The 23,244-nt window shown below is 64.0% G+C and carries 20 protein-coding genes; 15 read left to right on the forward strand and 5 right to left on the reverse strand.

Annotation, left to right across the window (positions count from 1 at the left end; translation table 11 throughout):
• Positions 1–119: 119 nt before the first annotated feature.
• From ABID26_RS18530 to ABID26_RS18565, 8 genes are all read left to right on the forward strand, one after another.
• Positions 120–1,277, forward strand: a complete 1,158-nt coding sequence (locus ABID26_RS18530; RefSeq protein WP_354416024.1) for a nucleotidyltransferase family protein — start codon at positions 120–122, stop codon at positions 1,275–1,277.
• 62 nt (positions 1,278–1,339) lie between these two features.
• A complete protein-coding gene (locus ABID26_RS18535; protein ID WP_292298478.1) occupies positions 1,340–2,356 on the forward strand; it encodes a glycosyltransferase family 2 protein in 1,017 nt (338 codons plus the stop codon).
• Between the two features lie 126 nt (positions 2,357–2,482).
• Positions 2,483–2,875 (forward strand): single stranded DNA-binding domain-containing protein, encoded by a 393-nt coding sequence (locus ABID26_RS18540; protein WP_126096534.1) that lies wholly within the window; start codon positions 2,483–2,485, stop codon positions 2,873–2,875.
• Between the two features lie 134 nt (positions 2,876–3,009).
• Positions 3,010–3,876: an endo-1,3-1,4-beta-glycanase ExoK gene (exoK, locus tag ABID26_RS18545; protein WP_435528583.1), complete on the forward strand. Its 867-nt coding sequence runs from the start codon at positions 3,010–3,012 to the stop codon at positions 3,874–3,876.
• 170 nt (positions 3,877–4,046) lie between these two features.
• Positions 4,047–5,378 carry a UDP-glucose dehydrogenase family protein gene (locus ABID26_RS18550; RefSeq protein ID WP_126096532.1) on the forward strand — a complete coding sequence of 444 codons (1,332 nt, stop codon included), beginning with the start codon at positions 4,047–4,049 and terminating at the stop codon, positions 5,376–5,378.
• Positions 5,379–5,472: 94 nt separating this feature from the next.
• Positions 5,473–6,918, forward strand: coding sequence for a GMC oxidoreductase (locus ABID26_RS18555; RefSeq protein WP_292298481.1), 1,446 nt, complete (start codon positions 5,473–5,475; stop codon positions 6,916–6,918).
• An 11-nt stretch (positions 6,919–6,929) separates the two neighbouring features.
• Positions 6,930–7,373, forward strand: coding sequence for a hypothetical protein (locus ABID26_RS18560; protein WP_126096530.1), 444 nt, complete (start codon positions 6,930–6,932; stop codon positions 7,371–7,373).
• A 72-nt stretch (positions 7,374–7,445) separates the two neighbouring features.
• Complete coding sequence (locus ABID26_RS18565; RefSeq protein ID WP_292298483.1) at positions 7,446–8,525, forward strand: glycosyltransferase; 1,080 nt, start codon at positions 7,446–7,448, stop codon at positions 8,523–8,525.
• A 178-nt stretch (positions 8,526–8,703) separates the two neighbouring features.
• Here ABID26_RS18565 and ABID26_RS18570 read toward each other — a convergent pair whose 3' ends face one another.
• Together ABID26_RS18570 and ABID26_RS18575 are read right to left on the reverse strand one after the other, a co-directional pair.
• Complete coding sequence (locus tag ABID26_RS18570; protein WP_320302527.1) at positions 8,704–9,726, reverse strand: phosphoribosyltransferase; 1,023 nt, start codon at positions 9,724–9,726, stop codon at positions 8,704–8,706.
• An 81-nt stretch (positions 9,727–9,807) separates the two neighbouring features.
• Positions 9,808–11,304: a lipopolysaccharide biosynthesis protein gene (locus ABID26_RS18575; RefSeq protein WP_292298486.1), complete on the reverse strand. Its 1,497-nt coding sequence runs from the start codon at positions 11,302–11,304 to the stop codon at positions 9,808–9,810.
• Positions 11,305–11,504: 200 nt separating this feature from the next.
• Between ABID26_RS18575 and ABID26_RS18580 the strand changes: the two genes are divergently transcribed.
• From ABID26_RS18580 to ABID26_RS18605, 6 genes are all read left to right on the forward strand, one after another.
• Positions 11,505–12,707, forward strand: coding sequence for a glycosyltransferase family protein (locus ABID26_RS18580; RefSeq protein ID WP_354416025.1), 1,203 nt, complete (start codon positions 11,505–11,507; stop codon positions 12,705–12,707).
• Positions 12,704–13,693: a glycosyltransferase family 2 protein gene (locus tag ABID26_RS18585; protein ID WP_292298490.1), complete on the forward strand. Its 990-nt coding sequence runs from the start codon at positions 12,704–12,706 to the stop codon at positions 13,691–13,693. Before ABID26_RS18580 ends, ABID26_RS18585 begins: the two co-directional genes overlap by 4 nt.
• Positions 13,690–14,628 (forward strand): glycosyltransferase family 2 protein, encoded by a 939-nt coding sequence (locus ABID26_RS18590; protein WP_292298492.1) that lies wholly within the window; start codon positions 13,690–13,692, stop codon positions 14,626–14,628. The genes ABID26_RS18585 and ABID26_RS18590 overlap by 4 nt, the downstream gene beginning before the upstream one ends.
• A complete protein-coding gene (locus ABID26_RS18595; RefSeq protein WP_292298494.1) occupies positions 14,618–15,568 on the forward strand; it encodes a glycosyltransferase family 2 protein in 951 nt (316 codons plus the stop codon). Before ABID26_RS18590 ends, ABID26_RS18595 begins: the two co-directional genes overlap by 11 nt.
• A 74-nt stretch (positions 15,569–15,642) precedes the next feature.
• Positions 15,643–16,539, forward strand: a complete 897-nt coding sequence (gene galU / locus ABID26_RS18600; RefSeq protein WP_292298496.1) for a UTP--glucose-1-phosphate uridylyltransferase GalU — start codon at positions 15,643–15,645, stop codon at positions 16,537–16,539.
• A gap of 167 nt (positions 16,540–16,706) precedes the next feature.
• Positions 16,707–19,088, forward strand: a complete 2,382-nt coding sequence (locus ABID26_RS18605; protein ID WP_292343030.1) for a polysaccharide biosynthesis tyrosine autokinase — start codon at positions 16,707–16,709, stop codon at positions 19,086–19,088.
• A 212-nt stretch (positions 19,089–19,300) separates the two neighbouring features.
• Here ABID26_RS18605 and ABID26_RS18610 read toward each other — a convergent pair whose 3' ends face one another.
• On the reverse strand, positions 19,301–20,290 hold the full coding sequence (locus ABID26_RS18610) for a DUF2332 domain-containing protein (RefSeq protein ID WP_126096520.1): 990 nt from the start codon (positions 20,288–20,290) through the stop codon (positions 19,301–19,303).
• 464 nt (positions 20,291–20,754) lie between these two features.
• Positions 20,755–21,390, reverse strand: coding sequence for an FMN-dependent NADH-azoreductase (locus tag ABID26_RS18615; protein WP_126096519.1), 636 nt, complete (start codon positions 21,388–21,390; stop codon positions 20,755–20,757).
• A gap of 131 nt (positions 21,391–21,521) precedes the next feature.
• On the opposite strand from ABID26_RS18615, the gene ABID26_RS18620 reads away from it, so the two are divergent.
• Positions 21,522–22,382, forward strand: coding sequence for a LysR family transcriptional regulator (locus tag ABID26_RS18620; protein WP_126096518.1), 861 nt, complete (start codon positions 21,522–21,524; stop codon positions 22,380–22,382).
• Positions 22,383–22,473: 91 nt separating this feature from the next.
• On the opposite strand, the gene ABID26_RS18625 is transcribed toward ABID26_RS18620, so the two are convergent.
• A complete protein-coding gene (locus ABID26_RS18625) occupies positions 22,474–22,857 on the reverse strand; it encodes a VOC family protein (RefSeq protein ID WP_126096517.1) in 384 nt (127 codons plus the stop codon).
• Between the last annotated feature and the right edge of the window lie 387 nt (positions 22,858–23,244).

Genomic DNA, 23,244 nt, shown 5'->3' on the forward strand with positions numbered 1-23,244 from the left:
TGCAGGAACGGTGCCGAGCGCAGCGAGTGACTAGACGGCCGCGGCGATTTTGGCGATGCTTTTCTTCGCAGCTGCAGTATAACAGCCGCGGGCGGTTTTTGCGGAGAACGACATCGGGCATGGCCGTGCAGGATGCTTCCTATGACAGGCTGCGTGCGGCCGGCTGCGCCGACGAAGTCGCCTATGTGCAGGCCTGTCTACGGCTGTTCTTCAGTCCGGCCGCAGGTGCCGCTGACCTTGGCGGCACGCCGGCTCCGGCAATCTCCGTGGTCAACGTCGCCGACATTGCCAGGTTGAACAAGGTCGCGGTCTTCGTGCTCAAGGCTCTGGCGCGCGGGACGACCGGCGCGGCGCCAGCCGGATTGCCCGCATGGCTCGATGGCTATCGACGGCGCACCATGTCGATGAACGCCGCCTGCATCGGCGATTCGCTCGCCATCCATCAGGTGCTGCGGGGCAGGCAGATCGACTTCATCTTCCTGAAAGGTCCGCTCCAGCAGCATGTGCTTTATGGCGATCATTTCATGAAGCCGTCCGGCGATGTCGACATACTGGTTTCGCCGGCGGGCTTTGCCGCCGCTCGCGAGGCCCTGCGTTCCGTCGGATACGAGGTGGCAGGCAAGTCGCGCTCGGTCTGGTGGGTGCGCTTCCTCGGCGAGCAGCATATGGTGCGCGACGACGGAGTTCGGGCTGCCACGGTCGATCTCCACCATCGGCTGCAGCAACCGGGTTCGCCGAGCCCGCGCGACATCGACGGCTTCCTGCGCCGCAAGCGCGAGGTCGAGGTTGCCGGAACCGCCATGCCCCTGATTTCGGCGTCCGACATGTTGCTCTTGTCCTGCATCAGCGTGGCCAAGGCCTTCTTCAACCGCGAGCCCTGCGCCGGCTATGTCTGCGACGTCAGAGCCGCGGCCAACCGGCTGAGCGAAGCCGAGCAGCAGAAGGTGCTCGACCACGCCGCCGAGCAGGGCCTGGCGGATACGCTGCTGCTTGGTCTGCGCGCGGCCGATGTCCTGCTTGGCGGCACCGCCACGCTGCTTTCGGATCGCGCCACCCGCATCCTGGCGCGCATCGAAAACGCCGATCTCTTCCACATGGTGATCGCGCCCTGGCTGTCGTCGCTGCGCTGGCCGCAGCGGCGGGCGGTGCTGTGGGAACTTTGCGGCCGCGAGCCGGTGCGCTATCTGGCCGAGGCCGGCTGGGCGGCCTCCGCCGATCTCAGCCGGCGCATCTTCGAGCGGCCGGCGGCCATTGCGCCAGCGCGGGGCAACGGATGAAAACCGGTTCGGCATTCAACTTCGTGGGCGGGGCTGTCACTCATGCAATCGAAAGGTGAACCATGTCCGTGACGACCCCCAGGGTCTGCGTCATCATCGCCGCCCGCAACGCGGCGCGGACCATACCGGTCGCCATCGCTTCGGCTTTGCGCGAGGCGGAGGTGGCGGAAGTCGTCGTGGTCGACGACGCCTCCAGCGACGACACCCAACATGTGGCGCGCGCCGCCGATGACGGCAGCGGCAGGCTCAAGGTGATGCGCCTCGACGTCAACCGCGGCCCGTCTTCCGCCCGCAACGCCGCGATCAAGGCCTCCACTTCGCCCTTCATCAGCATCCTCGACGCCGACGATTTCTTCCTCGAGGGCCGCTTCCACCGGCTGTTTGCCAGCGCCGACTGGGATTTCGCGGCCGACAACATCATGCTGATCAGGGACGATGCCGCGGCCGATCCCACCAAGGTCGCGGCGCCATGCTTTGCGCCCGAGCCGCAATTCCTCGATTTCGAGCGTTTCATCGAAGGCAACATCTCCCGCCGCCGCGTGCTGCGCGGCGAACTGGGCTTCCTCAAGCCGGTGATCAGCCGGGCGTTCCTCGAGCGTCACCGGTTGAGTTATGACGAAAACCTGCGGCTCGGCGAGGATTACGAGCTCTATGCGCGCGCGGTCGCCTGCGGGGCGCGTTTCAAGATCATCAAGTCCTGCGGCTACGGCGCGATCGTTCGCGCCGATTCGCTGAGCGGCCGCCACAGGACCCAGGATCTGAAGCGGCTTGCCGATGCCGACCTGGCGCTGCTTGCGCTGGGCAACCTGCCGGAAGGCTCGAGGGCCGCATTGCGGCGCCACGAGCGCCATGTGCGCGACAAATACCGGCTGCGTAATTTCCTCGACGTGAAGGCGGAGCGCGGGCTGGCGTCGGCCGCCGCCTATGCCTTCGCTAGCCAGTCCAATCTGATCCCGATCGTTCGCGGCGTGGCCGCTGACAAGCTGGACGCGCTGTTTCGCCGCGCCGGCATTACTGCAAAGCAGCAAGTGCCGCCGATGCGCTTCCTGATGTCGGCAACAAGTGGCGCAAAGGAATGATCGGGCAAAGGCGCTGGAATCGGGACCGTTCCCAAAAAAATCCGCTTTCCGAAACTACGAGGTTGCCTACTTACGCTGAGAATGGCACTCTATGTTGCGGTGCAGCAATTTCGGAAGGCCGATCGGATGGCTTCGATTTTTGGCTTCAGATCCAGGGACCCGGCCCGCGACCGGCAGACCGATCTCCAGCGTTTCGACCGTCTGGCGAAGCTCTTCGACCAGATCAGCGCCGAGATCGAGGCGGAAAAGGCCGGGCTGGAGAACCGCTATCGGTCGACGGCCACCAACGCCGCCTTCCTGGTCGAAGCAATGGAGAATGGCTCCGCGTCGACAGATAAGTCGTCGGACGTCAGCGCCATGACCGGCGCGATCCTGAACTACGAGCGGCGCATCGCCGAGCTCGCCCGCCAGAAAGGCTTGATGAAGGAACTGCGTCATTCGCTCGACGCGATTGTCGACGATGGTGACGGTCGACCCGGCTCTCAGGCCGGACATGCGAGGTCTGCGGCAAGAAGCTGACGGCGCGGCGAAAGCGGCGCCGTCATCAGTAGAGACATTAGAGGAGTTCAACGGGCAGAGGATCAGAAGCGGCTCGCCGGAGGCGGGCCAGGAATGACTTTGGGTTGGGGCGGACAACACAAGGTGAGTTTGTTATGAACGCAGAGTCGAATAACACGATAACCGCGGCGGCTTGCGGCAGGCCGCGCGTGCGCTCGAATGGGCCGGGGAGCCCTTGGCTTGGCTTGGCAGGCGCGCTGTTTGCGGTTGCAGCTGCTTTTGCGGCAGCCCCGGCGCATGCCCAGGACATGCAGAGCGCGCCGTCCTTCGTCGACAATTTTTCGAGCTTCGATCGTTCGCGCTGGTACGTCTCCGACGGTTGGAACAACGGCAATCATCAGAATTGCACATGGTCGAAGGACCTTGTCCGGCTTTCCGACGGCGTGCTTTCGCTGAGCTTCGAAAAGCGCAAATTGAAGGACCGCGAGTTCGCCTGCGCCGAGATCCAGACCAAGCAGCGCTTCGGCTACGGCGTCTATGAGGCGCGTATGAAGACGGATACCGGCTCCGGCCTCAACGCCGCGTTCTTCACCTATATCGGGCCGCAGGACAAAAAGCCCTGGGACGAGATCGATTTCGAGGTGCTGACCAAGGATCCGTCGAAAGTCCAGGTCAACAGCTACATCCAGGGCAAGCCGAAGAATGGCAAGCTGGTCGATGTCGAGGGCGGCGCCGACAAGGGCTTCAACGACTATGGCTTCGTCTGGGAGAAGGACCGGCTGCGCTGGTATGTCAACGGCAAGCTGGTCAACGAAGTGACCAATCCGGACGAATTGCCGACCAATCCGCAGAAGATCTTCTTTAGCCTGTGGGGCAGCGACAAGCTGACCAACTGGATGGGCGCCTTCGCGGACCCTGGCCGCAAGGTGACCATGCAAGTCAAGCGCATCGCCTTCACTGCTTTGGGTCAGCCGTGCCAATTCCCGGAATCGCTGGCATGCACCATAACCAACAGCAACTAGGCATGATCGCGAGCCGAAGGTCAGCGCCGGCGAAAAGAACCGGTTTTTGCTGCGCCGACCTTCGGTTCGGATAAGATCGTGTACAACGTCTAGGTTCCGTACAGGGCCTGGGGGACATCTGAACTGGCCGGGCCGTTTTGCGGCCCGGCCTTAAACAGGAATAGAACCAAATGAATTTGACGGTGTTTGGAATTGGCTATGTCGGTCTCGTCCAGGCCGCGGTGCTCGCCGAGGTCGGCCACGAAGTGGTGTGCGTCGACATCGACGAAGCGAAGGTGGAGCGGCTCAATCAAGGCCTCATCCCGATTTTCGAACCCGGGCTGGAAAGCCTCGTCAAGGAAAACCACGCCGCCGGCCGCATCCGCTTCACCACCGACGCGGCTGCCGCGGTCAAGCACGGCCAGATCCAGATGATCGCTGTCGGCACGCCGCCCGGCGAGGATGGCTCGGCCGACCTGAAATACGTGCTCGCCGTCGCCGAAGCCATCGGCCGCGAGATGGACGCGCCCAAGATCATCGTCGGCAAATCGACCGTGCCGGTCGGCACTTGCGAGAAGATCAAGGCGAAGGTCGCCGAGACGCTGAAGGCGCGCGGCCGCGAGGATCTGCAGTTCGACGTCGCTTCAAATCCCGAATTCCTCAAGGAAGGCTCGGCGGTGGCCGATTGCATGAGGCCGGATCGCATCATCGTCGGCACCTCCAGCGAGGACACCGAGGCGGTGATGCGCGAGCTCTACGCGCCGTTCAACCGCAACCACGAGAAGATGATCGTGATGGACGTGCGCAGCGCCGAGTTCACCAAATATGCCGCCAATTGCATGCTGGCGACCAAGATCAGCTTCATGAACGAGATGGCCAATCTCGCCGAGCAGTTGGGCGCCGACATCGAGGAGGTGCGCAAGGGCATCGGCAGCGATCCGCGCATCGGCTACCACTTCATCTATCCCGGCCTCGGCTATGGCGGCTCCTGCTTTCCCAAGGATGTACGCGCGCTGATCAAGACCGCCGAGGGCGTCAAGTTCGACGCCAAGCTGCTGCGCGCCGTCGAGGAGCGCAACAACGCGCAGAAATCGGTGCTGTTCGAGAAGGTAGACCGCTATTTCCAGGGCAACCTCAAGGGCAAGACGTTTGCGCTCTGGGGGCTGGCCTTCAAGCCGAATACCGACGACATGCGCGAAGCGCCTTCGCGCACCCTGATGGAGGCGCTGTGGGCGGCCGGCGCCAAGGTGCAGGCTTATGATCCGGAGGCCATGCAGGAATGCCAGGCCATCTACGGCATGCGCGAGGACCTTCTCTTGTGCGGCACCAAGGAAGCGGCCGTGCGCGGCGCCGACGCGCTTTTGATCTGCACGGAATGGAAGAACTTCAGGGCTCCCTCCTTCGACGCGCTCAAGGACGCGCTGACCACGCCGGTCATCTTCGACGGCCGCAACCTTTACGACCCGAAGGTCATCGCGCGCTACGGCATCGAATACCACTCGATCGGCAGGATGGCGGCATGACGGTGGCTGCGCTGAGCTTCCCGCCAAACGGCTCCGGCGAACGACAACAGAGCCCGACGATGATCGCGCGCGTTTCGGGAAAGGGTTCGATCTGATGGCGCTGGACGTTCGGCCCGAGCAAATCGCCAACGAGCATTTCGATCTCGTCGTCATCGGTTCCGGTTTCGGCTCAGCCTTTTTCCTGCATGAGTTCCTGAAGCGGCGCAAAGCCCGCGCCCTGGTGCTGGAATGGGGCCGCCACAACACGCATGAATGGCAGCTCGACCAGAACGCCAACACCGACATAGACGACGAAAGCACCTACAAGACCGACAACGCCGACAAGCCGTGGAACTACACGATCGGCCTTGGCGGCGGCACCAACTGCTGGTTCGCGCAAACGCCGCGCTTCCATCCCAACGACTTCAGGCTGAAGAGCACCTATGGCGTCGGCAACGACTGGCCGATCAGCTACGACGAACTGGAGCCGTTCTACTGCGATGCCGAGGAGGTCATGTCGATCTCCGGCGATCCCGACATGGCCCGCATGCTGCCGCGCTCGCGGCCGTTCCCGCAGCCGCCGCACCGCATGTCGACCCCGGATCGGATGATGAAGGCGGCGCAGCCGGAGCAGCATTTCGTCATGCCGACCGCCCGCGCCCGTGTGGCGACGGCGCAGCGTGCCTCGTGCTGCGCCAATCTCCGGTGCTGGCTGTGCCCGGCGGACGCCAAGTTCACCATCAACAACGGCCTGATGCATGTCTTCCAGCACCCCGACGTGTCTGTGTGCCTCGGCGCGGAAGTGCGCCGGCTCGACCATGCCGGCGGCTCGGTCCGTTCGGTCACGTTCCTGCGCAACGGCAAGGAATATTCGGTCAGCGGCGACCTCGTGATCCTCGGCGCCAATGCCATCCAGAGCCCGGCGATCATGCTGCGCTCCGGGCTCGGCGGCGAGTTCGTCGGGCTCGGCCTGCACGAATCCTATGGCTGGAACTACGAGGTCTATCTCGACGGGGTCGACAATTTCGACGGCAGCACCATCACCACCGGCCTGAATTTCGGCCTTTATGACGGCCCGCATCGCGCCGAGCACGCGGCGGCGCTGGTCTATTTCGAGAACCGCTGGCAGCATGGCATGCGCGCCGAGAAAGGGCGGCTCAGGCAAGTGCTGCCGCTGGTCATCGTCACCGAAAACCTGCTCGACCCGGAAAACCGGGTGATCCTCGATCAAAACGAGAATGCCTTCGTCAGCTTCAAGGGCGCGTCCGATTATGCGACCAAGGGCATGGCCAAGGCGCTCGAGCGGCTGCCGTCGCTGCTTAAGCCGCTGCCGGTCGAGCAGATCTTCGATCGCGGCATAAGGCCGACCGAATCGCATGTACAGGGCACCTTGCGGATGGGCACCGGCCCGGCCGACTCGGTGGTCGATCGCGACATGATCCACCACCGGCTCCGCAACCTGGTCGTTGTCGGCACCAGCACCTATCCGAGCTGTTCCTGCGCCAACCCAAGCCTCACCGCCGCTGCCCTTTCGCTGCGGGCCGCGGGCCGGCTGGCATGAAGGAGGGGCCGATGAAGATCACCCGACGCACCGCATTGGCCGTTGTTGCCGGCGGCATTGCCTCGACCGGCATTGCCGCTGCCGCCGTGTCGTCCTTCTCCGACGAGGATCTCGTCCGCCTCACGCTGGAGAAATACTTCGGGCCGCTCAACATGCGCATCGAGCACCTGCAGCAGTTCGTGCTCGAATTCCGCAATCGCAATCCGTGGGTGTTTCCGAGCGACAAGCTGGCGGATGCGGTGACGCTCTTGGAGACCGTGAAGCTCGACAAGGCGCGCGAATTCCTGCCCAGGCAGAAGCAGCAGGATGTCGGGAATTTCGAGCGCTGGGTCATCGCCGAATTCCACATGCTGACCGATTATGCGTGGCGTAGCTCGCCGAACGATCCGATCCGCTTTACCGGCTGGCACCCATGCACCAATCCGTTCGCCAATCTCGAGCCGCAGAATGCCTGAACCGCCCGTCGGACATGCTCGCCGGCAAGCCAGCGACACTGGCCAAGAAAAATGTGACAAGGAGCCGAACCCATGAAAGTTCTCTTCGCAGGCGGCAATGGTTATCCGCCGCAGTTCAGCGGCGGCGTCCAGTCAAGCACGCATCACCTGGCGGAGCAGCTGATCGAGCATGGCCATGAGGCGTCGGTGCTCGCCGCTTTGTTCGGCCAGGGCATGTTCGGCTACAAGGCGCGCGCCAAGATGAAGCTCTTCGGCCAACGCGCCGTCGTCGACAGCTTCCCCGGCTATCCGGTGGTGCGGGCCTGGTTTCCCTGGGAAGCGGCCGCCTTTGCCGTCAAGAAAATGCAGCCGGACGTCGCGGTGGTGCAGTGTCACAAGTCGGTTCCGCTCGGCAAGGCGTTGCAGGCTGAGGGCGTGCCGCTGGTCGTCTACCTCAGGAACGTGGAATTCCACGAGTTGGGCGGCGACCTGCGCGAGCTGAGCTCGGCATCCTATGTCGCCAATTCCGAATTCACGGCGCGCACCTACAAGCGGGAGTTCGGCATCGATTCCGCGGTGATCCCGCCGACCATCAATCCCGCCGCCTACAGCACGCCGACGACGGGCGAGTACGTCACCTTCATCAACCCTTATGAGGAAAAGGGTTTCGATCTGGCGGTGCGCATCGCGGCCGCCTGCCCGGAAATACCCTTCCTGTTCGTCGAGAGCTGGAAGCTGGAGGACGATCACCGCGCCCGCATCGCCGAGACGATCGCGCCGTTCTCCAACATCAAGCTGGAAAACCGCACCGACGACATGAAGACCCTCTACGGCCGCACCAAAATCCTGCTTGCGCCGAGCAAATGGGAAGAGGCCTGGGGCCGCGTCGCCTCTGAAGCGCATTGCAGCGGCATTCCCGTCGTCGGCTCGCGGCGCGGCGGCTTGCCGGAGGCGATCGGCTCGGGCGGCTTGGTGCTGGACTACGACGCGCCGCTCGAGCACTGGGTCGCGGCTGTCAGGCAGCTGTGGAACGACCGCGAAGAGTATGAACGGCTGTCAGAGGCGGCGCTCGCCTTCTCTCAGCGCCCGGAGCTCGATCCTGATCGTCAGTTCGCCACCTTCTTCGCCTTGCTCGACAGGGCGGCCCGGCAGCGCGCCCGGCGCGCTGCTTAATGCATATCGCGCAAAAGTGCGCAGCGGTTTTGCGAAAACGGCATGCATAAAAACAAAGACTTAAAGCGCCTCGCCTGAATCCGTTTCAGCGCGACGCGCTTTAAAAAGCAATTCCAGGAAAAGTGTGTAACGGTTTTCCGTCCGGAATTGCGTTAAGACCAACCCCGTAAGATTCTACTTACGCTGGTCTTTTGACCCGGCTCTTCAGCATCTCGTAGGCGCGTTCGCCAAGCAGGGCACGCGCGGCGGTCTTGACGACCTTCTTGCGCCCGTCGGGCGAATTGACCTGCCTGAGCCGCGCCGGCAGGTTGCGCGCCGCCTGCTCCAGCGCCGGCAGGGAAAGCGCATCGGGAAAGCTCACTATGTTGGTTTCGACGCACAGCACCGGCTTGCCGGACAGCTTGGCGATCTTGAGCGCCTGCTCATGCTCGCTCTCGATGAACAGGATGGCGTCCGACTTGCGGTAGAACTCGGCCTTGAAGCTGCCATGCGCCCCGAGCCGCTGCCGCTCCGCCTTGCTCGGCAGGTCGAGCATGATGAGATGGTCGTATTTGATCTCGTGCTTGGCAAGCCACGCCTCGGTCAGCTTGCGGTACTTTTCCAGCCGGCTCGTCACCAGCCAGCCGATCTTGCGGGTCGGCCCGAGCAGCGGCCGCGCCTCGGCGAGGAATTTCTCGTAAGCCGGCCCGTCATCGTTCTCTTCCTCGGTCGGATCGAGGCAAAGCACCCCATCTATGTCGACACAGCATTGCTCGAGGAAGACGTGGTGCATGAAGTTCCACTGGAACATCCTGGGATGCGGCACGACCTCGAAGACGATGTCGGTTTCCTTATGCTGCGAGAGCAGCCCGAACACGGCGGCGAAGACGAAATCGCCCTGGATACCGGCGGCGGCGATCTTTGCGCGCGCATCGCGCATGGCGTTGCCGCCGCTGACGCTGTCGTCGATCACCAGGATCTTGCGCATTTCGGCATGCTGCCGGTCGAGCGCGGCGCGGCGCTTGGTGATCCCCGACGTATAGATCTTGCCGGCGAGGAAGCTGTCGAGATCGGTCATCGGGATGTTCGCCGTCAGGCTGACCAGCGTTGCGGCGAGGATGCCGCTTCTCGGCACGCCAACGACCAGGTCGATGTCACGCGGCAGCCGGTGCAGGTTCCGCGCGATCGCGTCGTTCATGTCTGAAATCGATCGGTAATTCATGCTGTTGCCTTACCCTCAAATCAGCGGTTTCGCCGGCTGTCGGCCGGTGATCGAAGCGCAATTGCCGTTGCGCCGAGCAAGCTATTTCGCCTCGCTGGGTGCCGGCGAGAGCCCGCGCGCCGGGATCAGCCGCAAGGCCTCTCGAAGCGCCTCGCGGCCGGCGCCAAAGGCGAGCGCGACGATGATGGTGACGACATAGGACAGCACCGCGCCGCCTGCCAGGGCGATGACGGGCTGCGCAGGCAGCATCGGCTTGGCGAGCCAGACCAGCGCCAGCCCCAGATGCGCGCCGAGCACGAACGGGGTCGCTGCGTAGAGCACATGGCTCGCGCGCAACGGTCCGGCCTTGCCGACATAGAGCCAGAGGAAAGGCGTCCGCAGATATTCGCTGACGGCATAGGCGATGGCGACGCCGAGAGCGCCATAGGGGAGGCCGACGGCAAACGCCATCACCGAGGTTATGGCCGTGACAATGCCCCAGCGCATGAAGTCGCCCGAGCGGCCCTGGCTGACGAACAGCCATCCGGCCGGATTGTTGAGCGGCTGCAGCAGGCCGGCGAAACCCAGCGCCAGGAAGATGTTGGCGCTCTCCCGCCACTGCTGGCCGAGCACGAACGGGATGAGCGTGTCGGACATGGCGGTGGCGAAGGCCACGCCCGGCAGCGCCACCAGGAGGATCAGCGGCATGACGCGCAGATAGGCGCTGCGGTAACGATCCGGCTCGTCTTTCAGACGCGAGAGCGCCGGCACCATCACCTTCGACAGCGGATTGGTGATCTGGCTGAGCGGGAACAGCAGCAGCTTGTAGGCGCGATCGTAGAGGCCTAGCTGCGCCTCGCCCCAGTATTTGCCGATCAGCACGTTGTCGAGGTTGCGGGCGAAGAAATTGGCGAAGTTGAAGCCGGTGATGCCGGCACCGAAATGGATCAACTGGCCGATGCCCTCGACCTTGCACGGCAGTCCGGGACGCCAGCGCGAGGACACCCAGTAGCAAAGCGTCGGCAGCACGGCGCCGGTCAGCGTGCCGGCAAAAAGCGCCCAGTAGGAGCGGTCGACGAAGGTCCAGGTGATCGAGACGACGAGGCCGGAAACGGCGCTGGCGACATCGATGATGGCGAGCCGGGTGAATTCCATGCGGCGCGTCATGAGCGCCAGGTGCTGCGCGCCGAGGCCGTAGGCCATGATCTGCAGGCCGAACGCGGCGACCAGCCCTGTCACGCGCGGTTCGGCGTAGAAGGCGGCCACCAAAGGAGCCGCCGCGGCAAGCACGCAGGCGAGGATCGCGCTCACCGCCGTGTTGATCCAGAAGAGGTAGTTGACCTCCTCGTGCCGTATGCCGGTTTTCTGGATCGTCGCCTGGGTCAGGCCGAAATCTTGGAACAGCGCGATGAAGGCGAGCACCGGCGCGCACATCGCCACCACGCCGAAATCCTGCGGCGACAGCAGCCGCGACAGCACGATGACGGAGACGATCTGGGTGGCGACCCGCACGCCCTGCGCCATCGCGGTGACGATGGCGCCGCGTCCGACCGATCTGCGCAGTGAGCCCTCGGGCGGATCGAATGCACTGGTTTCCAAATTCAGGATCCCTGATTTTTACGCCGGTCCGACATCGTCGCGACCGGCGCCCGCCGCCATGAACAAGCTACCGCAAGAGGTTTTTGCAGCGCAACAAAAAATTGCGCAGCATTTGCTACGCTGCACCAAAAATGTTGCGATGCAGCAAAAGCTGTACTAGCATTCCCCTCGGGTGGCGGGCCCAACAGCGGTCGAATTTCATGCTGCATGTCTTGTACCTTGTGCATGACGTCTCCGATCCGGCGGTACGCCGGAGGGTCAAAATGCTCAGGGCAGGCGGCGCCAGGATCACCCTGGCGGGCTTCCGCCGCACCTCCAGTCCGATCGCCGAGGTCGAAGGTCTCGAGCCGGTCGATCTCGGCCTGACGCGCGATGGCCGATTCGCGCAGCGCCTCGGCGCGGTGGCCAAGGCCGCGATGTCGATCGGCGCCAAGCTTGGTGTGGTGCCGCGACCCGATCTCATCATCGCGCGCAACCTGGAAATGCTGGCGCTCGCCCGCCGCGCCAAGCAGGTTTTCGGCGCAAGCGTGCCGATCGTCTACGAATGCCTGGACATCCATCGGCTGGTATTGCGCAACGACCTGATCGGCAGGATGCTGCGCGGCGCCGAGCGCTATCTCGCCCGCGACGTCAAGCTTCTGGTCACCAGTTCCCCCGCCTTCATCGCCAATTATTTCAAGCCGTTCGGGCAAATCGTCGCACCGGTCGAGCTGATCGAGAACAAATATTTCGACACCATGCCGGTGTCGGCGGACCATCGGCGCGAAGATGACAGCCCGGTGGCGCCGCCCTGGCGCATCGGCTGGTTCGGCGCGCTCAGATGCCGCCGCTCGCTGGAGCTGCTGGCCGAATTCACCCGCCGGCAGAACGGACGCTTCGAAGTGGTGCTGAGGGGCCGCCCGGCACTGTCCGAATTCCCGGATTTTCATGCCTTCGTCGAAGCCGAGCCCTGGCTCTCCTTTCGCGGTCCCTACCGCAATCCGGAGGACATGGCGGCGATCTACCGAGAGGTGCATTTCTCCTGGGCGATCGATTTCTTCGAGCAGGGCCAGAATTCCGAATGGCTGCTTCCCAACCGCCTCTATGAAGGCTGCCGCTTCGGCGCTGTGCCGGTTTCGATGGCGAGCACCGAAACCGGCCGGTTCCTCGAGCGGCAGGACATCGGCGTGCTTCTAGCCGAAGCCACGCCGGAAGGCCTCGACACCGCGCTCGGCCGGATGGGGCAGGAGCGCTTCGGCACGCTGAAGTCGCGGGTGCTGGCCCGCAATCCGAGGACCTGGAGTTACGACCGCAGCGATTGCCTGGCCTTCGTCGACAAGCTGCGCGGCCTGACGTCCGTTCGCGGAACCTTCGCGACGGAGGGCCCTGGCATAGGATGGCTGAGAATGGACAAAAGCCGATGACGCAGAGCACGCCATCGAGCCTCATCGTTGTTCCGTGCCTCAACGAGGCTGCTCATATCGGCGCGCTGCTCGAGCAATTGCGGCCGGCAGCGGCGCGGCTCGGCGCGCGCATCGTCGTGGTCGACGGCGGCAGCGCCGACGGCACGCAAGCCATCGTCGAAAAGGCCGCTGCCGAGGATCCGCGGGTCATCCTGCTCGCCAACCCGAAGCGCATCCAGAGCGCTGCCATCAATCTGGCGGTGTCGACATTCGGCGACGGCGCCGACTATCTCATCCGCATCGACGCGCATGGCGGCTATCAGGCCGACTATTGCGACAGGCTGGTCGAGGAAGCGCTTGCCACAGGTGCGGATTCGGTCGTCGTCTCGATGCTGACCAGCGGCACCGGTGCGGTGCAGAAGGCGGTGGCCGCGGCGCAGAACTCCAAGCTCGGCACCGGCGGCTCGAAGCATCGCCACATGTCGGCCGGCGAATGGGTCGATCACGGCCATCATGCGCTGATGCGCATCGCCGCCTTCCGCGCGGTTGGCGGCTATGACGAGAGCTTCAGCCACAACGAGGATGCCGAGCTCGACCATCGCCTCCGTCTGGCCGGCTGCCGCATCTGGATGAGCGGCAGGACGCAGATGATCTATTATCCGCGCTCCACGCTGAAGGGCCTGTTTTTCCAGTATCTGGGCTATGGCCGCGGCCGCGCCAAGAACGTGCTGAAGCACAGGATGATGCCGAAGCTGCGGCAGATGATCCCGCTGCTGGTATTCCCTGTGGTGCTGCTCACCGTCTTTGCTCCGCTGTTCGTGCTGGCGGCGGTGCCGTTTCTGATATGGGCGGCGGTTTGTCTCGGCTATGGCGTCGTGACCGCGATCGGCCAGCGCAATCCGGCCATCGCGCTAGCCGGCGTATCGGCGATGGTCATGCATTTGGGCTGGTCCGTGGGTTTCTGGCTGCAGCTCCTCAGCCCGCAGCCCGCGCGCGAGGTGGCATGATGGCAGGCCGTTCCATCGACATCTGCATCTGCACCTTCCGCCGGCCGGAGCTTGCCGACACGCTGCGCTCCATTGCCGCGCTGGAAAAACCCGTCGGCTTCGAGATCGGCGTCGTCGTTGCCGACAATGACGACCAGCCGACGGCGCAGTCGTTGGTGAAGGCATTGGCGCAGGAGTTGAAGCTGCCGATCCGCTATCGCCATGCGCCGGCGCGCAACATTTCGATCGCCCGCAATGCCTGCCTCGATGCCAGCGTATCGGACCTTGCCGCCTTCATCGACGACGACGAGACGGCTTCGCCGGGCTGGCTCGTCGAGCTCGTCGCAACCATGGAGGCGACCGGCGCGACCGCCGTGCTCGGGCCAGTTCGCGCAAGCTATCATCCGGATGCGCCGGGCTGGATGCGCAAGGGCGATTTCCATTCGACTTTGCCCGTCTGGGTGCGCGGCGAGATCCGCACCGGCTATACCTGTAACGTCCTGCTCAAGGTGACCGAGGATAGCCTCCGCAACCGGCGCTTCAGCCTGGCGCGCGGCCAGACCGGCGGCGAGGACACGGAATTCTTCGATCAGATGGTCAAGGCCGGTGGACGCATCGCCTTTGCCCCGCAGGCCTTTGTCGACGAGGTGGTGCCGCGCTCGAGGGCAGCTTTCGACTGGCTGCGCCGCCGCCGCTTCCGCTTCGGTCAGACGCATGGCCACCTCATCGGGCGCGACACCGGCGGCCTGCGCCGCATCAGTCAGGTCGGTCTCGCTTCCGCCAAGGCGGCCTATTGCTTCGGCACGGCGCTTTTGACGGCGATGAGCCCGGTGCGACGGAACCGCAGCGCGCTCCGCGGCATTATGCACGTTGGTGTGATCAGCGGTCTGCTCGGCGGCCGCGAAATCCGCCAATACGGCCTCACTCCGCAGGAAGGGGACAAGCGTGCAGCCTGACGTCAGCTTCGTCATCGCCGCCTACAATGCCAGGGCGACCCTCGACCGGGCGATCGCTGGCGCGATGGCGCAGCGCGACGTCTCCGTGGAGATAATCGTCGTCGACGACCGGTCGAGCGACCGCACGCTCGATGTCGCGCGTGCCTATCCCGAAGACATCGTGAAAATTGTCGCACTTCCCGCCAACCGGGGTCCGGGCGGCGCCAGGAATGCCGGGCTCGATCTCGCCCGCGGCCGCTGGGTTGCGGTGCTCGATTCCGACGATGCCGTCCTGCCCGGCCGGCTGGCGGCAATGATCGCGCGGGCGGAAAAGGCGGGCGCCGAGATCGCGGTCGACAATGTCCAGGTCGTGCGTGAGGACGGCACGCCCGACGACATCATGTTCCCGGCCAGCTATCTCGAAGCGCTCGGCGAGATATCGCTTGCCGGCTACATCGCCGGCAACGTGGTCTTCGAATCGCGCTTCAACCTCGGCTACCTGAAGCCGATCTTCCTGCGTCGGTTCCTCGACGAGAACCGGCTTCGCTACGACGAGACGCTGCGCATCGGCGAAGACTACATTCTTCTGGCGAGCGCGCTGGCCAAGGGCGGCCGCTGCGTGGTCGAGCCGACCACCGGCTATGTCTATCACATCCGTACCGGATCGATCTCGCGGGTGCTCGAATTGCATCATGTCGAGGCGATGGCCAAAGCCGATGCCGCCTTCGCGGCGGCGCACTCCATGGACGACAGCGCCAGAGCGGCCTTCGCGAGACGAAGCCGCAGCCTGCGCAAGGCGGCGTCGTTCCTGTCATTGGTTCAGCACATCAAGGCGCGTGCGCCGCTCAAGGCGATACGCACGGCGCTCCGCGATCCGGCCGCGGTCAGGCATATGAGCATGCCGATCGCGGTCCGGCTGAGAAGGGTAGCGGCACAATTTGCCGTGGGGGCGGGGAGGTGAAGCATGCAGGCGGATGGAATGAATTTTCATAGCCAGCGATAGGTAAAAATCGATCTCCTCAGAAGGAATAAGCGATGCAGAAAGTCAGGAAGGCAGTCATACCGGTGGCGGGGCTCGGAACGCGGTTCCTGCCGGCGACCAAGTCGATGCCGAAGGAAATGCTGCCCGTCGTCGACAAGCCTGTCGTGCAATATGCCGTGGACGAGGCGTTCGAGGCCGGCATCGAGCACATCGTCTTCGTCACCGGCCGCAACAAGGCGGTCATAGAGGACTATTTCGACCTGCATCCTGAATTGATCGGGACGCTCGAGCAGACCGGCAAGAAGGCGCAGCTCCAATCGCTGGAAAGCCTGCTGCCCGTGGCCGGCGCCACCAGCTTCATCCGCCAGCAGTCGCCGCAGGGCCTCGGCCATGCCGTGTGGTGCGCGCGCGACGTGATCGGCAACGAGCCTTTCGCCCTGCTGCTCCCCGACATGGTGTCCTTCGGCGCGCGCGGCTGTCTGGCCGAAACCGTCGATCTCTATCGGCGCACCGGCGGCAACGTCATCGCCGTCGAGCGCTGCGATCCTTCGGAAACCAGCAAATACGGCATTGTCGGCCGCGGCGCCGAGGTGGCCTCCGGCTTCGAAGTCACCGCCATGGTCGAGAAGCCCGCACCCGCCAACGCGCCGTCGAACTTCTACATCAACGGCCGTTACGTCCTGCAGCCGGAGATTTTTGCGCTGCTCGGCAACCAGCAGCGCGGCGCCGGCAACGAGATCCAGCTCACCGATGCCATGGTTCGCCTGGCCGAGAGCCAGTCGTTCTATGCCCAGCCCTTCGACGGCCGCATGTTCGACTGCGGCTCCAAGGAGGGCTTCATCGAGGCCACCATCGCCTTTGCTCTGGCGCGCGACGACATGAAAGGACCTGTCTTCGAGATGCTGCAGCAATTCGTCCGGTCGCATGAGCGCCGGGAAGTAGCCGCATAATGCCCAAATTTTGGGTGCATATGCGAAATTGCGATGGCGCGACAGCCGCGCAAGCGCCTGGCCTTCCTGGCCGGGCGCCCTGTGGCACGGATGTTGCGTGGTCTTTTCTGGTAACGACGCCACTCTTCGAAGGCCGGTAGCGCCTGCAACCTGGAATTGGACCGAAGATGAATTATGCCAACTTTCCTCTCGACAAGAGGATGCCATTGCCCAGCACCGAACCGGAGAAGGGCGAAGACTTCATCGACGTCGAGCGTCTGCTTGGCATGGCGGCCCGGCAGGTCAAGGTGGTGGCGGTCTGCGCCGTCATCGGCCTGTTCCTGGGCGTGATCTATCTGCAGACCACGCCCAAGCAATACACGTCCTTTGCGAGCGTGTTGATCGACGAGGGCCTGAACAAAGTCGTGGACGATATCTCGGCGGTCAGTGCTACGCAGCAGACGGACGCGACAATCCTCAGTCAGATAGAAATTCTCAGCTCCGCGCGACTTGCGTCGGAGGTGGTCGACAAGCTGAAGCTCGATCAGAACCAGGAGTTCATGAACCCGCCGCAATCGGCTTTGGCCAAGGGTGTCGGATTCCTGCGCGGTATCGTCGCCTATTTCCGCGGCAGCGCGGTCAACGAACTCCCTGGGATCGAGAACGTGGATGCCGCAACGCGCGAAGCCATGATGAAGGCCGCGACCCATGACTATGCGGTCCTCGTTCTGCAGACCGGATTGATGGCGGATCGCAACGGCCGCAGCAACGTCATTACGTTGGGCTATCAGTCGACGAATCCAGCTCTCGCCACGGCCATCACCAAGGCCTATGCCGATGCCTATCTCGCGGATCAGCTCAATGCCAGCTTCGACGCCACCGAGCGCGCGGCGGTCTGGCTGCAGGGCAGGCTGACCGAGCTGCGCCAAAGCTCGCAACAGGCCGCGATGGAAGTCGAGAAATTCAGGGCCGAGCACGGGCTGTCCGCAAACAGCGACGGCCAGTTGATCAGCGGCAAGCAACTGTCCGACCTCAACGCCCAGCTCATCATCGCGCAGGCCGATACCGCGCGCGCCAGTGCCCGCTACCAGCAGTACAAGGCGATCGTCGACAGCGGCTCCGAGAATGCTTTCAACGATTCGGCGATTGCGTCCGATCAGCCGAGCAGCTCGGTGATCATCGGCCTCAAGACCCGTTATCTCGCCGTCTCCAAGCGGCTGCAGGATGTCGAGGCGAATTTCGGCAAGGACCACCCTCAGGCGGTCGCGCTCGCCAGGGAAAAGGCCGATGTATCGGCGCAGATCTTCGGGCAGTTGAAGCAGATCACTGAAAGCTACCGCAACGATTTCCAGGTGGCGCAGGCTCGCGAAGCCGAACTCAGGCAGAAGATCACCACCGCTGCCGGCCAGAGCTCGGCCGACAACGAGTCGCAGGTGAGGCTGAGGGAACTCGACCAGCAGGCGCAGGCGCTCTCCACGCTCTACCAGACATTCCTCGGCCGCTACCAGGAAGCCTCGCAGCAGCAATCCTTCCCTGTCGGCAAGGTGCGCATCATCTCGGACGCGAACATGCCGCTTGCCGCGTCGAGCCCGCGCACCATCAGGGTGCTGGCGCTCTCGCTGGTGCTTGGCCTCATGCTTGGCGCCGGCTTCGGCGGCCTGAACGAATTCAACGAGCGCTTCTTCCGCACGGGCGAGGACGTTCGCGACCGCGTCGGCCTGAAGTTCCTCGGCTATCTGCCGACGATCGGCGGCGGCAAGGCCAAGGAGACGAAGCCGGACGACTTGCCGGCCGACGGCAAGGTCACCAGCCTGTCGGCCGCCGAGAGAAGGGCGCGCATGCGGGTGAGCCTCGATGCGCCGGCCTCGATGTTCGCCGAAACGCTCCGCAACGCCAAGATCGCGTTCGATGTGGTGATGGAAGACAAGGGCAGCCGGGTGATCGGCGTCATCTCGGTCCTGCCCGGCGAAGGCAAGTCGACGGTTGCGGCAAACCTCGCAGGGCTGCTCGCCGCCAACGGCGCCAGGACCTTGCTGATCGACGGCGACCTGCGCAATCCCGGCCTCAGCCGCAGCCTCGGCATGGAGTCCGAGCAAGGGCTGATGGAAGCGGTGGTCAACGGGCAGACCTGGCAGTCGGTCGGCAAGGTCGACCGCCAGACCAAGCTGGCGATCATCCCCGCCGTGCTGCGCGGCCAGTTCTCGCACACCAGCGAGCTTCTGGGTTCGGCCGGCATGCGGCGCTTCATCGAGAACGCCAGGGAGACCTTCGAATACATCATCGTCGACCTGCCGCCGCTCGGCCCGGTGGTCGACGCCAAGGCTTTCGCGCCGCTGGTCGACGGTTTCGTGCTCGTCACCGAATGGGGCCGCACGCCGCGCGCCATGGTGCGCTCGATGCTGGAATCGGAGTCCTATGTCGCTGACAAGATCGTCGGCGCGGTGCTCAACAAGGTCGAGCTGAAGAAATTGGCCAAATACGGCTCGCTCGGCGGTTCGGAAAAATTCTTCGACCGCTATTCGAGCTACTATCTGGAGAAGTCGGAATCGCGCGCCAAGCAGGCCGCCTAGAGCAATTCCACGAAAAACAAAGACTTACAGCGCGTCGCCTGAATCCGCTTCAGCGCGACGCGCTTTAGGGTCAAAATCCAACCAGCTTCGCTGCGCCCAACGCGTTGTCGGTCAACGTCCGCAGTCAGCGGCGGGATCGGACGTCCAACTCTTTGGGAGGGTCGACTTTCAGCAAGCCTTGGCGCAAGTGCTTGGCATTCGGCTGGGGGTCCTCAAGCCTCGTCCGCGATCCAATCGAGCGAGGCGCCATGCGGGTCAGTCCAAGCGACAGGGGAGCCGTTCACGGACAGGAGGAAGCGCCCGGAGGGCCAGTTTGTTCCGGCGCGGCTAGCGATGGACGGGAATACGCGAGGGAACTCGTTCGATACCCAATAAGGAGAGAGACGCATCACCTGCTCCGCAAAAGCCTCTCTGTCTGCGGGGTCGGAGACATAGTCGAGTACGGCCGTGTGAAAGACGACGAGGGTCGCGTCCTTTGGGGCTTCGCTGCAGAGCCGCGCGATCTCGCTCCCACGTAGGTCGCCCTTGACGATCCGGGGTTTGACCGTGGCAGCGATCCTTACGGCCGCCCGCAGATTGGCGAGCCGCGCCGTCTGCTCCGGCCACACCAGCGTCTCAAGCCATGCGACCTGCGCGGGGTCCGCAGCGTCGATCGGGCTCAGGTCCAATCCCGCCCGCCAGACGACTTGCGGCGCGGCCGTCGGCAACGGGGTCGTCTCGCTGGCGGAGCATCGAAAGACAGGCGGCTCCGAGGGCATGGCGGGTGCGCGAATCACCGTAGGCCCGTAGTCGTAGCCATAGAGGTCGGGCATGAGGCAGAGCCCTGCGGACGTCCCGACCTCAAGGAGGGCGAGCGGCTGCGGCAACCGCGCCAGGACGGGGAGCAATGCGGCGCATCTCCCTGGCTCGTTGGTTTGCGTCGAGCGCTCGAGCATGAGCGAGCGGACGGCGTTGGGATGCGCCAGAAGCGCCTGGCGGAACTCGGTCCAGCCTGTCGGCGTGCCGAACAGGTGACGCACCGCGGCGAGCAGAAGGTTCGGTTGCCGCTTCATATCCGGGAGGGTCGACAGGAAGCCGAGTGTCACCCGGTCCCCAGCCACGGCACGAGCTAACTCCTCGTAAAGCGGCGAGCGACCATGCGCTTCTGTATCGGCAAACCGAGCATACCGGGCTGCGATCTCGGCCAGGCCCACCTCATCCATGTCCGCTGATCCTCGATCCCGACGTCTCGTCACAGTACACGATATGCAGATCTAACGGCATTCAAGCACGGACTACCGATACGCGGCGGTCGATTAACCAAGGGGCATTCGGATGCCGGAGGCGGCAGCCTAAAGCAATTCCAGGGAAAACAAAGATTTACAGCGCGTCGCTCGAATCCGCTTCAGCGCGACGCGCTTTAGGGTCAAAACCCAATCAGCTTCGCCGCGCCATAGCCAAGATGGGGTGGACCCCTGCCGGTCGATCCAGCTACCGGAAGCAGCAAGTAGCGCCATGAATTGCCGTCGGGCGTCAAGTCTCCGAACGTCGCGATGGTGCGCGCATTGCAGACGTTCGGTGCAGGTCGGCAAAACCAGCGCCCACCTCTGCTGCCGGCGGCCCTCCGAAATGCCGGCGATCCGCGCCCCGTCGACGAAATGGGTGTCATCTCGGCGGAGGGCGGCCGTCAGAAGTCTTCGGCCATGGCGCGCGCCTCGCTCGCGGCCGCCCGCCGCGCCTCCGCGTCGGCCTCGAGGCCGAACAAGGTGCGCTCCACAACCACGTCCTGGATGTCGGTCAGGCCGATGAACCGGAGCCACGCCTCCACATAGGGGCGCTGGAAGTCGTAGCGCTCGCCCGGGGTCCAGTTGCTGGTCGGCGCATAGTCCAGGCCGCGCGCGTAGATGACCGCCGCCTTCTTCGCCTTCATCAGACCGCCAAAGCCGGTCTGGTCGAACGAGAACAGGATGTCCTTCTGCGACACCAAGTCAATGTAGTGCTTCAGGCGGTAGGGGATCGAGAAGTTCCAGAGCGGGACCGCCATCAGAAGCTTGTCGGCGGCGAGCAGGGGCGCGGCCAGCGCCTCCATTCGCGACCATGCCGCCGCCTGCGCCGGCGAGCGACCATCGCCATAAATGCCGGCGTACTTCGCATTCAGCGCGTCCTCGTCGAGTGGCGGCAGGTCCAGCGACCAGAGGTCGAGAATTTCGATCTCATCCGAAGGGTGTGCCGCGCGATAGGCGTCAATGAAGGCGCGCGCCACCTCGATCGAGGCGGACTCCGCCTTGCGGGGAGAAACTTCCAGATAGAGCAATTTGATCATAGCGATCGATTCCTTCGAGGCGCACAACCGCGCCGGTCACCTCAACCTTCCGCTTCCGGATAAATTTAGCAAACGAGTAATTTCGCTGGCATTCAGCGAGAAAAGTGTTAAATCGAGGACGATGAGGTCCCATGTTTGAAACCGAGTTACTGCGCGTCTTCATCACCGTCGCCGAGTGCGGCGGGTTCACTCGCGCCTCAGAGGTCCTGCATTCCACCCAGTCGACAGTCAGCGCGCAGATTCGCCGCCTGGAGGATCAGGCGGGCCAAGCGCTCTTCGCTCGAAGCACGCGTTCGGTGCAGCTCACGCCGGCGGGCGACACCTTGCTCGGTTATGCTCGGACGATCTTGCGCATCAACGAGGATGCGCGGCAGCGTCTTTCCGGCGCCGTGCCGGCCGGTCGCATTCGGCTGGGATCGTCGGAGGACTTGACGGGCGCATGGCTCCCCCGCCTCCTGCGACGCTTCGTGACCCAATTCCCGCAAGTGGCGATCGACCTGGAAATCGGGATCGGACCCCGGTTGCTGAGGCGACTGGACAAAGGGGAGATCGACGTCATGGTCGCTGGCCGCTGCGCCGAGGACACGGAGGGGTTGAGGCTGTGGCGCGAACCGTTGGTTTGGGCCTTCGCGCGCGAGAGCGAACCGCCCGCGCCTCTCCGCCTGGCGTTCTTTCCGGAGCCCTGCCCGTACCGCGAAGCAGCGCTTCGCGCCCTTGGCGGGCAGGGCGGGGCGAACCAGGGCTGGACCATCGCCTGCACCAGCGGCAGCCTTGCCGGCGTCCGCGCTGCAGCGGTCGCGGCGATCGCCATTACGCCGTTGCCGCGAAGCCTGGTCGGCCCAGATCTGCGTATCCTCGAGCCGGAGGCGGCTTCCCTGCCGTCCCTGCCCGACGTGGAATACATTGCAAAGGTCGGCCGCCGGGCGAATACGCCCGCCATCGCCGCCCTGATGGAGATGATCCACACGGCGCCAGCGCCGATGGCGGGCTGACTGGATCGCAGGTCCGTTAGACCGCTACCGTGTCCTGAGGGTCAATCGCATCCATCACGTCATCTCCTCATGTTCGAGGAACGCGTTTCGTTCAGCGTCGAAAGGCGCCGCGCCCCTCGCGCACCTGAAGCAGGTTTCCATCCGGATCCTCAAACCTCGCGGCATAACCCCAAGGGAAGTCTAGCACCTCGGGCGGCTCGAACGTGACGCCGCGCGACTTCAGTGTTTCGAACGCCGTCCGGCAATCTTCCACCTCGATCGTATAAACCGCGGAACCCAGTTCAGCCTTCGCGGGCGAGCCTGGCCACAAAACGAATTCGAAGTCCTGTCCCCGGACGCCGACGGTCAGGAATCGCGGTCCGCTTGGCGTTGGAGCGTCGATCCGCCTCTCGAGGCCGATGACGTTGGTGTAGAAGTCGAGCGCCTTGTCCTGATCGCTCACCAACAGCGCCACGTACACGACTTTTTTCAGCATCGTGGTCTCCTTTCATATGGCTTGCTTGCCTCCCGTCACATGACGAGCCAGGGGGGAGTGATTGTGACAAGTCGGGGCGGATTAAGCGCTCGGCAGTCGGAGGCGACGACCCAAGCCAGCTCAGCGTGATTGTTGCAACGACCGCTGCGCAGCCCAACGAAGCGGACCTTCACGGGTTGGATGGCCCAAGGGTCGCAACGGGTCAATTTGCGCCGTCCCAGCTCTCCGCTTCAAAATGTCCGAGAAGGGTCCGAACTCGGTCGTTCAAATGGCAACCGATTGGGTTTTGACTCTAGAGCGGTTCAGCTTTTGACAGAATCGAAGAGGGATTCCGGAGAGGCTGATTTTGTGATTCAAGATGCTGGCTGGATCGGAGGCCAGCATCGG

Origin of the sequence: Mesorhizobium shonense, assembly GCF_040545255.1 — a bacterium.
Classification (GTDB): Bacteria; Pseudomonadota; Alphaproteobacteria; order Rhizobiales; family Rhizobiaceae; genus Mesorhizobium; species Mesorhizobium shonense.

Coding starts and splice junctions, on each gene's coding strand:
- ABID26_RS18605 (WP_292343030.1), top strand. CDS start 16,707: ATGAATTATGCCAACTTTCCTCTCGACAAGAGGATGCCATTGCCCAGC.
- ABID26_RS18570 (WP_320302527.1), bottom strand. CDS start 9,726: ATGAATTACCGATCGATTTCAGACATGAACGACGCGATCGCGCGGAAC.
- ABID26_RS18585 (WP_292298490.1), top strand. CDS start 12,704: ATGACGCAGAGCACGCCATCGAGCCTCATCGTTGTTCCGTGCCTCAAC.
- ABID26_RS18540 (WP_126096534.1), top strand. CDS start 2,483: ATGGCTTCGATTTTTGGCTTCAGATCCAGGGACCCGGCCCGCGACCGG.
- ABID26_RS18555 (WP_292298481.1), top strand. CDS start 5,473: ATGGCGCTGGACGTTCGGCCCGAGCAAATCGCCAACGAGCATTTCGAT.
- ABID26_RS18530 (WP_354416024.1), top strand. CDS start 120: ATGGCCGTGCAGGATGCTTCCTATGACAGGCTGCGTGCGGCCGGCTGC.
- ABID26_RS18535 (WP_292298478.1), top strand. CDS start 1,340: ATGTCCGTGACGACCCCCAGGGTCTGCGTCATCATCGCCGCCCGCAAC.
- ABID26_RS18615 (WP_126096519.1), bottom strand. CDS start 21,390: ATGATCAAATTGCTCTATCTGGAAGTTTCTCCCCGCAAGGCGGAGTCC.
- ABID26_RS18610 (WP_126096520.1), bottom strand. CDS start 20,290: ATGGATGAGGTGGGCCTGGCCGAGATCGCAGCCCGGTATGCTCGGTTT.
- ABID26_RS18620 (WP_126096518.1), top strand. CDS start 21,522: ATGTTTGAAACCGAGTTACTGCGCGTCTTCATCACCGTCGCCGAGTGC.
- galU (WP_292298496.1), top strand. CDS start 15,643: ATGCAGAAAGTCAGGAAGGCAGTCATACCGGTGGCGGGGCTCGGAACG.
- ABID26_RS18550 (WP_126096532.1), top strand. CDS start 4,047: ATGAATTTGACGGTGTTTGGAATTGGCTATGTCGGTCTCGTCCAGGCC.
- exoK (WP_435528583.1), top strand. CDS start 3,010: ATGAACGCAGAGTCGAATAACACGATAACCGCGGCGGCTTGCGGCAGG.
- ABID26_RS18580 (WP_354416025.1), top strand. CDS start 11,505: ATGCTGCATGTCTTGTACCTTGTGCATGACGTCTCCGATCCGGCGGTA.
- ABID26_RS18565 (WP_292298483.1), top strand. CDS start 7,446: ATGAAAGTTCTCTTCGCAGGCGGCAATGGTTATCCGCCGCAGTTCAGC.
- ABID26_RS18625 (WP_126096517.1), bottom strand. CDS start 22,857: ATGCTGAAAAAAGTCGTGTACGTGGCGCTGTTGGTGAGCGATCAGGAC.
- ABID26_RS18560 (WP_126096530.1), top strand. CDS start 6,930: ATGAAGATCACCCGACGCACCGCATTGGCCGTTGTTGCCGGCGGCATT.
- ABID26_RS18590 (WP_292298492.1), top strand. CDS start 13,690: ATGATGGCAGGCCGTTCCATCGACATCTGCATCTGCACCTTCCGCCGG.